Source organism: Streptomyces sp. NPDC057271 (assembly GCF_042668715.1).
GTDB lineage: Bacteria > Actinomycetota > Actinomycetes > Streptomycetales > Streptomycetaceae > Streptomyces.
Genome location: NZ_JBHUYJ010000156.1, coordinates 1 through 11,472, shown reverse-complemented (window position 1 = coordinate 11,472; position 11,472 = coordinate 1). Strand labels below are relative to the sequence as shown.

Sequence of the window (11,472 nt, the reverse complement as noted above, 5' to 3'; positions counted from 1 at the left end):
GCCTATCTACTTCCGCTCGCCGCACCGTGGCCGCTGCTCGGCCTGATCGGGGTCATGGGCGAGTTCACGCTCCGCCTGGTGGCCGTGGGCGGCATCGCCGCCCACCTGATCCGGACGATCCCGCCGACCCGGTTCACCGCCGCCCTGCGGGCCATGCGGGTGCCGGAGGCGTTCACCGTGTCCGGGGCCGTGATGCTGCGGTTCGTACCCACCATCGTCGCCGAGGCGCGCGCCGTACGCGACGCCATGCGGCTGCGCGGGCTCGGCGGTGTGACGGGCATGCTGCGCCACCCCCTGCTCAGCGTCGAGTACTTCACGGTGCCCCTCATCGCGTCGAGCCTGCGTTCGGCGGAGGACCTCTCGGCGTCGGCGCTGCTGCGCGGGCTGGGGTCGCAGCCCTGGCCGACGACGATGCACCCGCCCCGGTTCGGCCGCGCCGACGCGGTCGCCGTCCTCGCCGTGGCTCTGTTGACGACGGCCACGCTCTGGTGGAGGTACACGCGATGATCGAGCTCAAGGACGTCCGGTGGACGTACGAGGGCGGCGACTCCGCCGTACTCGACGGCCTCGACCTGAGCATCCGGCGCGGTGAGACCGTGGTGGTGTGCGGACCGAGCGGATCGGGCAAGAGCTCGGCGCTCCGGTTGATGAACGGCCTCGCCCCGCACTTTCACGACGGCACCCTTGAGGGCGAGATCCGGGTCGACGGCGCACCGATCACCGACCTCGCCCAGGTGGGGCGGGTGACGGGCACCGTCCTGCAGCAGCCCCGCCGGCAGTTCTTCACCGACGCCGTGGACACCGAACTGGCTTTCGCCCTGGAGAACTTCGGCACGCCGCCCCCACGGATACGCGAGCGCGTAGCCCGGGTCGTCGCCGAGTTCGGCCTGGCCGACCTCGACGGCAGGCTGCGGGAGCTGTCGGGCGGTCAGCAGCAGCGGGTGGCGTGCGCGGCGGCCGTCACCCACGGCCCGCCGGTGCTGCTGCTCGACGAACCGACCTCCAACCTGTCCCCGCAGGGCATCGCGGATCTCACCGCGATCCTGGGGCACCTGCGGGACCGGGGCACCACCCTCGTCATCGCCGAGCACCGGCTCCACTACCTCCGCGACCTGGCCGACCGGATCGTCGTCCTCCAGAACGGGCGCGTCCGGAGGGAATGGACCAGGGCCGAATTCCCCGGGCTCACCGACGAGATGCTGCGCGCCGAGGGACTGCGTGGTCTCCACACCCCCGCGCGGCCCCGGATGCTCCCGGCGTACGCGCACGGCCCGAGCGTCGAGGCGGGGGAGCCGTCGGTGGCCCCTCGCCACCGCGTGGGCGAGAACCACGACCACGACGCCGTCGCGACGTCGGCCGGACCGCACGGACCGGCCGACGGTCTGACGCTGCGAGGCATCCGGTGCACGTTTCTCGGACGGCCCGTGCTCGACATCGCCGAGGCCCATCTGCCCCGCGGAGTCGTCACCGCCGTCACCGGCGCGAACGGCGCCGGGAAGACCACGCTGGCCCGGATCCTCGCCGGGCTGCAGCGCCACGCCGGCCAGGTGCTCCACGACGGCCGCCCGCTGTCCCGCTCACAGCGGCAGCGCGCGGCCGTGATCGTCATGCAGGACGTGGAGAGGCAGCTCTTCACCGACAGCGTCACCGCCGAACTGCGCCTGGGCGCCCTTCCGGAGCGGGCGGAACAGGCCGCCGCCGTGCTCGCCGACCTCGACCTGGACGCCTTCGGCGACCGGCACCCGCTGTCCCTCTCCGGCGGCCAGCAGCAGCGCCTGGTCGTCGCGACGGCGCGCCTGAGCGGCCGTCGTATCGTCGTCTTCGACGAGCCCAGCTCCGGTGTCGACCGCCGCCATCTGAGATCGATGACCGCCGCGATGCGCGATGTCGCCCAGGAGGGTGCGGTGGTCGTCCTCATCAGTCACGACGCCGATCTCCTCGAACTCGCCGCCGACCGGGAACTGTGCCTCCGTCCCATCCCCTGACATCTCCCACGGCTTTCCGCCGGACGGAGGGCCCGCATGTGTATTCCTCATACAAGGACGGGTGGAGCGAACATTGTTGGGCCCGGAATCGGATTGCTACGCTCCCGCGGCAAGGGGATCAATCGTCGCCGCGGACTTTCGTCTCTGCCCGGCCTGCGCCAGCCGCAATTCGAATTGCATGAGAAATGCACGGAACCGTATGGGAAATGGGGTTGTGGAATGTGTGGTATCGCAGGATGGGTTTCGTTCGACTCCGACCTGACGCGTCGGGGCGACACCCTGGACGCGATGACCGAGACCATGGCGTGCCGCGGGCCGGACGGTCGCGGCACGTACCTGCGTACCCATGTCGGACTGGGACATCGTCGCCTCGCCGTCATCGACCTGGTCGGCGGTACCCAGCCGATGAGCGTGAGCACCCCTGCCGGTGACGTCGCCATCGCGTACTCCGGGGAGACCTACAACTTCCAGGAGCTGCGGAACCGGCTCGCGTCGAGCGGGCACACCTTCCGGACCGACAGTGACACCGAGGTCGTTCTCCACGCCTACCTGGAGTGGGGCGAGAGCCTCGTCGACCACCTGGAGGGCATGTACGCGTTCGCGATATGGGACGAGCGCGAGGAGAAGCTCGTGCTCGTGCGCGACCGTATGGGCATCAAGCCGCTCTTCTACCAGCCGACGCCCGACGGCGTGCTGTTCGGCTCCGAGCCGAAGGCGATCCTGGCGAACCCGACCGTGCGCCCCGTGGTCGACACGGACGGACTGCGGGAGCTGTTCGCGCAGACCAAGACCCCGGGCTGGGCGCTCTACAAGGGCATGCACGACATGCTGCCGGGCACGCTCGTCACCGTGGACCGCCGTGGCCTGCGGCAGCGGACGTACTGGAGCCTGCGCGCGGTCGAGCACACCGACGGCCGCGACGAGACCGTCCTCCGGACGCGGGACATGCTGACCGGGATCGTCGGCCGGCAGCTGATCTCGGACGTGCCGCAGTGCGCCCTGCTCTCCGGCGGGCTGGACTCCAGCGCCATCACCGGCCTCGCGGCGCAGCAGCTCGCCCTGCGCGGCGACCGCCTCCGTACGTTCTCGGTGGACTTCGCCGGCCAGGAGGAGAACTTCGTCCCCGACGAGCTGCGCGAGACCCCCGACTCGCCGTTCGTCCGCGACGTCGCGGCGCACGTGCGGTCCGCGCACCACGACGTGGTCCTGAACCCGGCCGACATCTCGGACCCCGAGGTGCGGCGTGCGACCGTCGGCGCGCGGGACATCCCCAACGGCTTCGGCGACCTGGACAGCTCGCTCTACCTGCTGTTCAAGGCGATCCGGGAGCAGTCGACGGTGGCACTGTCCGGGGAGTCGGCCGACGAGGTGTTCGGCGGGTACCCCTGGTTCCACATCGAGGCGGCGCGGCACGCCGACACGTTCCCCTGGATGATGTTCATCCCCCCGATGAGCCTCTCCGCGCGGACCGACCACATCGAGCCCGGTCTGCGGAAGCTGCTCGACGTGGGGACCTACACCGCCGACCAGTACGCGACGGCCCTCGCCGAGGTCGAGCACCTCGACGGGGAGTCCGGTCTGGAGCGCCGGATGCGCTCCATGTGCCATCTGCACCTGACGCGGTTCGTGCGCACGCTGCTCGACCGCAAGGACCGGCTCTCCATGGCGGTCGGGCTCGAGGTCCGGGTGCCCTTCTGCGACCACCGCCTCGTCGAGTACGTCTACAACACCCCGTGGGCGCTGAAGGCGTTCGACGGGCGGGAGAAGAGCCTGCTGCGCGCCGCGGCGGCGCCCGTGCTGCCGCAGTCGGTGGTGGAGCGGGTCAAGAGCCCCTACCCGTCGCCGCAGAACCCCGGGTACGCGGCGCATCTGCAGCAGCAGGTGAAGGAGCTGGTGGCCGAGCCGGACGCGCAGGTGTTCGCCCTGGTCGACCGGGCCTGGGCGCAGCAGACCGTGGCTCTGGACCCGGCGGCCGTGACGGTGGCCGTACGGGCGGGCCTGGAGCGGGTGCTGGACCTGCACACCTGGATGGAGCTGCGGAAGCCCGAGCTCCGGCTGGACTGACCACACCGGCGGGAGCCGGTCCGACACCGCCGGGGGCGGGACCGTCCGACGGACGGCCCCGCCCCTGCCATGTGACCGAGGATCAGTCGGTCGTGGTCGTGGTCGTGGCCGTGTCCCTGGGCGTGGGCGTGGGCGTGGGCGTGGGCGCGGGCGGGGTGCGGCCGAAGTGGCGGGCCGTGGGCACCGCGGCCGCCGCGGCAGGGACGAGGAAGCAGGCCGCGGCGCAGACGGCGAGGACCGGGGTGATCCCGAGGAGTACGATCGCGGGGGCGATCAGGGCCAGGCCGATCGGCGCCAGGCCGTAGGAGACCAGGAAGTCCAGCGACGAGACTCGGGCCAGCTTGTCCGGGGCGACCTCGCGCTGGGTGGCCGTGAACCAGGGGACGTTGAACAGCTCGATCCCGATGCCGGCCACGGCGTAGGCGGCGACCACGACGAGCGGGTGGACGGGCAGCATCAGGCTCAGCGGTGCCATACCGTACGCCGCCAGACCGGCGAAGGCCGCCCAGCCCTGGGAGCGCGGGCGCCAGCGGGCGATCACCAGCGCGCCGCCGAGTGCGCCCAGCGTGTACGCGGTCATGGCCGCGGCCAGCACCCACTCGGAGCCGTAACGGTCCCGGCTGATCAGGGGGAGCGCGACGCTCGTGGCGGAGTAGCCGAGGGCGATGACGGCGACCAGTGCGCCGAGACCGGCGAGGAACCAGGGGTGGCGGCGCGCCTCCCGTATGCCCTCCAGGAAGTCGGTGCGGAAGCCGGTGCGGTGGTCGGTGCGGTGGTCGACGCCTCGCGTCGCGGGGGTGGGCAGGTGCGTCGCGCTGCCCCTGCCCGGGACCAGCGCGGCGACCAGCCAGAGCACGCCGATGCCGAGCAGCAGCGTCCCGACGTCGAGGAACCCCGCGAGCAGTGCGGTCAGGGCGGGCCCGGCGAGCGTGGAGCTCCGTACCGCCATGGTCATGGCGGCGTTCGCCTGCTGACGGTGCTCGGAGGCGACGGTCTCTGCGGTGAGTGCCTGGAACGCGGGTCGGCAGGCGCCTTGTCCGGCCCCGGCGAGCGCGGCGGCGGCCGTCATCAGCACCAGTGAGCGGCCGAGCCCCGCGGTGAGGAGGGGCGCGGCGACCGCGGCCGCGAGGGCGGACCAGAGGACCACCGCACGCCGGGAGTGCCGGTCGGCCAGCACGCCGCCGACGGCGACCGCGGCGAGGAATCCGGCGGTGCGGGCGGCGAGCACCAGTCCGAGACCGGCCGCGCCGAGGTCGCGGTGGAGCACGGCGAGCCCGAGGACGAAGGGCAGGGCCCAGGTCGCGAGCCCGGAGGCGGTGGTGCCCGCCCAGAGACGCAGGAACGCGGGGTCGCGGAGGACCGAACGCGGGGGCGGGGCGGGGGAGGTGGGGGCGGTGGGTGTCGGCGTGGTGGCCATGTGCGGGGTGCTCCTTGGGCGCCGCGTGGGGTGCGGCGAAGCGCACCCCGAGGTGGTTAATGAAAATGATTGTCGTTACAGTACCCTTTCGAGCGCGGCACTCCTGCCCCGGTGCAGCGCCCTGCCCACCTGCCCCACCCGCCCCCTCGGACCGGAGAACCCATGCGCCACCCCACCCGTCTCGGCGTCGCCCTGACCCTCGCCCTCGCCACCGCGGGCTGCTCCACGGCAGCCGGCGGCGGTTCCGCCGCGGACGGCGAGTCCGCGGTCCGGACGGCCTCCGTCACCAGCTGCGGCCGTCAGCTGTCCTTCGCCGAACCGCCGCGACGCGCCGTCGCCCTGGACCAGACCTCGACCGAGACCCTGCTCGAACTCGGCCTCCAGGACCGGATGGCGGGCACCGCCAACCTCAAGACGAAGATCCCCGCACGGTACGAGGCCGCGTACGCCGAGGTCCCGGTCATCGCGCCCAAGATCGCCACCGCCGAACAACTGCGCGCCGCCACACCGGACTTCGTCGTCGGAGGCTCCGCCGACCTCTTCACCCCGGACCGGGCCGGCACCCGCGAGGAACTGGACGCCCTCAAGGTCCCCACCTTCGTCAGCGCCGTGGACTGCCCGCGCGGGAACCCGGCCGGAACGACCCCCTTCGAGCTGCTCTTCTCCGACTACGAGAACCTCGGCACGGTCTTCGGCGTACGGCAGCGCGCCGGTGAGCTGGCGGCCGAGCAGCGCGCGGCGGTCGCCACGGCGGGGGAGTACGCCTCCAAGATCCCCCGGGGCGCGGACCGGCCGACCGTCGTCTACCTCTACTCGGTCTTCAACGGCATGCCGTATGTGGCGGGCGGGACCGGTCTGCCCAGCGAGATGAGCCGGATCGTCGGCGCGAAGAACGCCTTCGACGACGTCGACGAGGACTGGCCCGAGGTCTCCTGGGAGGAAGTCGCCCGGCGGGAACCGGACTTCATCGTGATCGGTGACCTCTCCGAGCGCGGCCGGCCCGGCGACAGCGCCGCGGAGAAGCGCGCGACGATGACCGGACACCCCGTGATCTCGAAGCTGGCGGCGGTTCGCGAGAACAGGATCCTCACCGTGCCGGGCATCGAACTGGACCCGTCCGTACGCTCCGTCCACGCCCTCGGGCTGCTGGCCCAGGGCATGAAGGACCTCGGGTATGTCCGCTGAACGGGACGACATCCGGAGGGGGCCGGCCGCTCTGCCACGTCCGGCCGCTCTCCCGCGTCCGGCCGCCCTGCCGCGTCCGTCCGCTCCGCTCCTCGCCGCCCGTGCCCTCCCGCTGCTCCTCGCCGCGGGCGCCCTCGTCGGCTCGGTCGCGGCCGCCGTGCGCGTCGGCACGGCCGACATCGGCTGGACGGACCTCGCCCGGGTCCTCGGCGCCCGTCTCGGCCTGGACGTACGGCCTCTGCCCCCGCTGGTCGACTCACTCGTCTGGGACCTGCGCCTTCCGCGCGTCCTGATGGCCGCCCTCGTCGGCGCCTCGCTCGCCGTGTGCGGCGCGGTGCTCCAGGCCGTCACCCGGAACGCGCTCGCCGACCCCTACCTGCTCGGCGTCTCCTCGGGCGCGTCGGCGGGAGCCGTCACCGTCGTCGTCCTCGGAGTCGGCGCGAGCGCGGTCGGGGTCACCGGCGGCGCGCTCGCCGGTGCGCTGCTCTCCTTCGGTCTGCTCCTCCTGCTGCTGCGGCGTACCGGACTCGACTCCGTGCGCATCGTCCTGACCGGCGTGGTGGTCGGCCAGCTCTTCGCCGCGCTGACCTCGCTCGTCCTGATGGCCTCGGCGGACGCCGACACCACGCGGGCCGTCACCCACTGGCTGCTGGGCTCCATGGCGCCGGCCCGCTGGAACACGGTCGTGGTCTGCGCGATCGTCACCCCGCTGGGTCTCGCCGTCGCGTGGCTCTGCTCGCAGGCCCTCGACGGGCTCGCCTTCGGCACCGACACCGCCGCCTCGCTCGGCATCGGCGTACGGCACACGAGGACGCTGCTGCTCGTGGTCACGGCGGCGCTGACCGCGGTCGCGGTGGCCACCGTCGGCGCCATCGGCTTCGTCGGCCTGATCGTCCCGCACGGGGTGCGGTTCCTCGTCGGGCCGCTGCACCGGGTCCTCCTGCCCTACGCGGCGCTCGCCGGCGCGGTGTTCCTGGTGTGGACGGACACGCTCGCGCGGATCGCCTTCGCGCCCCGCGAGGTTCCCGTCGGCGTGATCACCGCGCTGCTCGGCGTACCGCTCTTCCTCCTGGTCCTGCGCAAGCGGGGTGAGCTGTGAGGATCACCGCCGAACGACTGAGCTGGTCGGTGGCCGGGAACACGGTCGTCCACGACGTCGACGCGGACATCGCCCCCGGCGAGACGGTCGGACTCCTCGGCCCCAACGGCTCGGGCAAGTCCTCGCTGCTGCGCTGCCTGGCGGGCCTGCGGGCCCCCGACACCGGCACGGTGCGCTACGACGGCGAGTCCGTACGGGAGTGGAGCGCGCGCCGGATCGCCCGCCACGTCGCCTTCGTCGCCCAGGACCCGGGTGCCGACAGCGATCTGCGGGTCGCCGACGTCGTGGGCCTGGGGCGCACCCCGTTCCGGGACCGCTGGCGCGGGCCGGACGCCACCGACCGGGCGGTGAACGCCGCCGCGCTGAGGCACGTCGGACTCACCGCACTCGCCGGCCGCCCCTGGAAGGCGCTGTCGGGCGGCGAACGGCAGCGTGCCCACATCGCCCGCGCGCTGGCCCAACAGCCCCGCGCGCTCCTGCTCGACGAGCCCACCAACCACCTCGACGTCCGACACCAGCTGGAGCTGATGCGGCTGCTGACCGGCACCGACCGGACGGTTCTGGTCGCGCTGCACGACCTGTCGCTCGCCGCCCGGTACTGCGACCGGCTGCTGCTCCTGCACCACGGCCGCCTCGTCGCCTCCGGCGCCCCCGCCGCCGTCCTCACCTCCGAGCGGCTCGCCGAGGTCTTCGAGGTGGACGCCGTGCTCACCACCGACGCGCTGGGACACCCGGCCGTCACCTACCGCGGACCGCTCCCCGTCGGGGCAGCGGCCGCCGAACCCGCCCTGTGAAAAGGAATCCCATGCCCCTGACCACCCCGCTCCGCTCCGTCGACGCGCTCATCGAGGCGGTCCTGGCCGGCCGGCACGGCCCGGTCCCCTCCGAACTCGTCGCGACCAGCGTGTTCTGGCTCCACCACGGCACCCGTCTGGCCGGAGGTGACACGACGTACCTCAACCAGTACGTCCTGGTCCGCCTCGGCGGCTCCTTCGGCGGGTGCGCCTTCGAGGCCGGGGAGATCGTTCCGTCGATCTGCCGCGACTTCTCCGGAGCCCCGCTCGACGTCCTGCTGCGCGAGGCCCCCCGCCCGCTGCGGATCGCGGCCCTCGACGCGTACCTCTCGGAGACCCGCCCGCACCGCGTGGCCGGGGAGGCGGGCGACGCCGAGGCGGTGACCCTGCCCGCCGGTACCCCGGAGGTCCGCGCGCGGGCCCGGGACGCGGCCGTCGCCGGCCTGCTCGACATCGAGCGGGGCGCGAGGATCGGCCTCATCGGCGTCGTCAACCCGCTGGTCGCGGCGATCCGCGAGCGCGGCGGTGAACCGCTGCCCTGCGACTTCAACCTCAGGGCCACCCAGTGGGGCGACCCCGTCACGGCCGACATGCACGAGGTGCTGGAGCGCGCCGATGCCGTCGTCGCCACCGGGATGACCCTGAGCAACGGCTCCTTCGACACCGTCCTGGAACGGTGCCGGGCCCGCGGCATCGCGCTGATCGTCTACGCGCAGACCGGCAGCGCCGTCGCCCGTGCCTTCCTCGGCTCCGGCGTGACCGCGCTGTCCGCGGAACCCTTCCCCTTCTCCCAGTTCAGCGCCGAGGAGACGACCCTGTACCGCTACCGGGCGGTGGGCGGCGCGTGACCCCCACCGCGCGCCGCGACGTGCGCCGTACCGGCACCGGGTACGCGCCCTGCCACCACGGCGAGATCCTCCAGGGGGTGTTCCTCGACGACGAGGGGCGCCGGTGCGCCGGTCTGGTCACCCTGCCCCTGCCCGGTCCCGGCAGCCGCGCCACGTTCGTCCTGCGCCCCGGCACCGCGCCCGACGCGCTCACCGTCGTACCAGCCGACCGTACGAAGGCCGCGCGGGCCGCGGCCCTCGCGGTCGCGGAGTGCGCGGAACGGGCCGGACTGCCGCCCAGCGGCGGCGAGTTGAGACTCACCGGCGACATCCCGGTGGGTCTCGGCATGGGCAGCTCCACCAGCGACGTGATCGCCACCGTGCGCGCGGTCGCCGACGCGTACGGGCTGCCCCTCGTCGCCGAGACGGTCGCCCGGCTCGCGGTGCGCGCCGAACTCGCCTGCGATCCGCTGATGTGGGACGGCCGCGCGGTGCTCTTCGCCCAACGGGAGGGCCGGATCCTCGAAGACCTCGGCCCGGCCCTCCCGCCCCTGGTCGTCGTGGGCTGCGCCCTCGGCGAGGGCGCACCCGTCGACACCCTCGCCCTGCCCGTACGGGACGCGACCGACGCCGACGTCCGGGAGTACGAGCGGCTGCGCGCGCTGCTGCGCCGGGCGGTGGCCACCGGTGACGCCCGGCTCCTCGGGGAGGTCGCCACCGCCAGCGCACGCCGGGGTCAACGCCTTCTCGGCCACCCGGAGTTCGAGGCGCTGACCGCCGTCGCCCGGCGCATCGGGGCGGCGGGCGTCCAGGTTGCGCACAGCGGCGCGTTGGAGGGCGTCCTCTTCGACCCCGCCGCCCCGGGCCTGCGGCACCGGGTGCGCCGCTGCCTGCGCGCCCTGGACGCCCACGGCATCCCCGCCACCCGGACCTTCACGACCGCCCCGACCCGCAAGGAGATCCCGCATGGACCAGCACATCGCGGAGGCCGTCGGCCGACCGGACCTGATACGCCTCGACGACCGTCTCGTCTGCCTGCGCTTTGAGACGATGAAGGTGGTCTCCGCCCTCGCCGCCGTACGTCATCTGCTCGACACCGGAGCCGTCAGGCGCGGGGACACGCTCCTCGACAGCTCCAGCGGCATCTACGCGTACGCCCTCGCCCTGGCCTGTCACCGGCACGGCATGCGCTGCCACATCGTCGGCTCGACGACGGTCGACCACGGTCTGCGGACCCAACTGGCCGTTCTCGGCGCGACGCTGGAGCAGATGGAACCGTGCAGCGACCTCAAGCTCGATCAGAAGCGGCGGGTGGAGCGGATCCACGAGATCCTCGCCGCGCACCCCGAGTACCACTGGATGCGGCAGTACCACGACTCCATCCACTATCTGGGCTACCGCGCGATCGCCGACCGCGTCCGCGAGGCGACCGGCGCGGACGGGCTGACCGTCGTCGGCGGGGTCGGCTCGGGCGCCTCCACCGGCGCCCTCGCCCGCTACCTGCGGGAGGACCCGGACGGGCGGGCGCCGTCCGACGTCGAACTCGTCGGGGTCCAGCCGTACGGCAGCGTCACCTTCGGCGCGGAGCACGTCGCCGACCCGGAGATCATCATCGCCGGGATCGGCAGCTCCATCCCCTTCGGCAACGTCGCGCACGAGCTGTACGACACCCTGCACTGGATCTCCTTCGACGCGGCCCTGGCCGGCAGCGTCGACCTCCTGCGCCGCCACGCGGTCTTCGCGGGCCTCTCGACCGGAGCCGCCTACCTCGCCGCCCGCCACGAACGCGAACGTGCCCCCGGGCGAACGGTCCTCTTCGTCGCCGCCGACACCGGCCACCGCTACGTCGACACGGTCTTCGCCCGCCACACCGAGGCCACCCCGCTCGCCTCCCTCACGCCCCAAGACGTGCCGGACCAGAGCGAGCTGGCCCTCCCCTGGTCCCGCATGCACTGGAACCGGACCCCGGCGGCGGCCATGGGCGCGTAGATCCCGGCGCCAGGTGCCTCTCTTCTGACGCGTGGATACCAACCGGCGCGGGCAAGACCCGCAGGTAGCCGACCCCGAGGAGTTCAGGGAGCCGACGTGACCGGCCCAGCCG

The 11,472-nt window shown here is 73.3% G+C and carries 10 protein-coding genes; 9 read left to right on the top strand and 1 reads right to left on the bottom strand.

Annotated features, from left to right (window positions below; genetic code table 11):
- The 3 genes from ACFUJR_RS36965 to asnB form a co-directional block, all read left to right on the top strand.
- Window positions 1–507: energy-coupling factor transporter transmembrane component T family protein (locus ACFUJR_RS36965; RefSeq protein ID WP_383451189.1), on the top strand; the 507-nt coding region annotated here is incomplete at its 5' end.
- Window positions 504–1,985: an ABC transporter ATP-binding protein gene (locus ACFUJR_RS36960; protein ID WP_383172286.1), complete on the top strand. Its 1,482-nt coding sequence runs from the start codon at window positions 504–506 to the stop codon at window positions 1,983–1,985. The genes ACFUJR_RS36965 and ACFUJR_RS36960, both read left to right, overlap by 4 nt.
- 219 nt (window positions 1,986–2,204) lie before the next feature.
- On the top strand, window positions 2,205–4,049 hold the full coding sequence (gene asnB, locus ACFUJR_RS36955; protein WP_383172288.1) for an asparagine synthase (glutamine-hydrolyzing): 1,845 nt from the start codon (window positions 2,205–2,207) through the stop codon (window positions 4,047–4,049).
- Between the two features lie 82 nt (window positions 4,050–4,131).
- Here asnB and ACFUJR_RS36950 read toward each other — a convergent pair whose 3' ends face one another.
- Complete coding sequence (locus ACFUJR_RS36950) at window positions 4,132–5,466, bottom strand: MFS transporter (RefSeq protein WP_383172290.1); 1,335 nt, start codon at window positions 5,464–5,466, stop codon at window positions 4,132–4,134.
- Window positions 5,467–5,628: 162 nt separating this feature from the next.
- Between ACFUJR_RS36950 and ACFUJR_RS36945 the strand changes: the two genes are divergently transcribed.
- From ACFUJR_RS36945 to ACFUJR_RS36920, 6 genes are read left to right on the top strand one after another with little or no spacing between them, the layout of a single operon-like run.
- Entirely contained in the window at window positions 5,629–6,651 is a 1,023-nt protein-coding gene (locus ACFUJR_RS36945; RefSeq protein WP_383172292.1) for an ABC transporter substrate-binding protein, read from the top strand.
- A complete protein-coding gene (locus tag ACFUJR_RS36940) occupies window positions 6,641–7,750 on the top strand; it encodes a FecCD family ABC transporter permease (protein ID WP_383172294.1) in 1,110 nt (369 codons plus the stop codon). Before ACFUJR_RS36945 ends, ACFUJR_RS36940 begins: the two co-directional genes overlap by 11 nt.
- Window positions 7,747–8,544, top strand: coding sequence for an ABC transporter ATP-binding protein (locus ACFUJR_RS36935; protein ID WP_383172296.1), 798 nt, complete (start codon window positions 7,747–7,749; stop codon window positions 8,542–8,544). Before ACFUJR_RS36940 ends, ACFUJR_RS36935 begins: the two co-directional genes overlap by 4 nt.
- An 11-nt stretch (window positions 8,545–8,555) precedes the next feature.
- Window positions 8,556–9,392: a Rossmann-like domain-containing protein gene (locus ACFUJR_RS36930; RefSeq protein ID WP_383172298.1), complete on the top strand. Its 837-nt coding sequence runs from the start codon at window positions 8,556–8,558 to the stop codon at window positions 9,390–9,392.
- Entirely contained in the window at window positions 9,389–10,417 is a 1,029-nt protein-coding gene (locus ACFUJR_RS36925) for a GHMP kinase (RefSeq protein ID WP_383451186.1), read from the top strand. The genes ACFUJR_RS36930 and ACFUJR_RS36925 overlap by 4 nt, the downstream gene beginning before the upstream one ends.
- Complete coding sequence (locus ACFUJR_RS36920; RefSeq protein ID WP_383172302.1) at window positions 10,338–11,360, top strand: pyridoxal-phosphate dependent enzyme; 1,023 nt, start codon at window positions 10,338–10,340, stop codon at window positions 11,358–11,360. The genes ACFUJR_RS36925 and ACFUJR_RS36920 overlap by 80 nt, the downstream gene beginning before the upstream one ends.
- Window positions 11,361–11,472 lie beyond the last annotated feature (112 nt).

Excerpts from the sequence above, each read along its gene's own strand:
- ACFUJR_RS36920 (WP_383172302.1), top strand. The coding sequence starts at position 10,338 with ATGGACCAGCACATCGCGGAGGCCGTCGGCCGACCGGACCTGATACGC.
- ACFUJR_RS36945 (WP_383172292.1), top strand. The coding sequence starts at position 5,629 with ATGCGCCACCCCACCCGTCTCGGCGTCGCCCTGACCCTCGCCCTCGCC.
- ACFUJR_RS36930 (WP_383172298.1), top strand. The coding sequence starts at position 8,556 with ATGCCCCTGACCACCCCGCTCCGCTCCGTCGACGCGCTCATCGAGGCG.
- asnB (WP_383172288.1), top strand. The coding sequence starts at position 2,205 with ATGTGTGGTATCGCAGGATGGGTTTCGTTCGACTCCGACCTGACGCGT.
- ACFUJR_RS36950 (WP_383172290.1), bottom strand. The coding sequence starts at position 5,466 with ATGGCCACCACGCCGACACCCACCGCCCCCACCTCCCCCGCCCCGCCC.
- ACFUJR_RS36940 (WP_383172294.1), top strand. The coding sequence starts at position 6,641 with ATGTCCGCTGAACGGGACGACATCCGGAGGGGGCCGGCCGCTCTGCCA.
- ACFUJR_RS36960 (WP_383172286.1), top strand. The coding sequence starts at position 504 with ATGATCGAGCTCAAGGACGTCCGGTGGACGTACGAGGGCGGCGACTCC.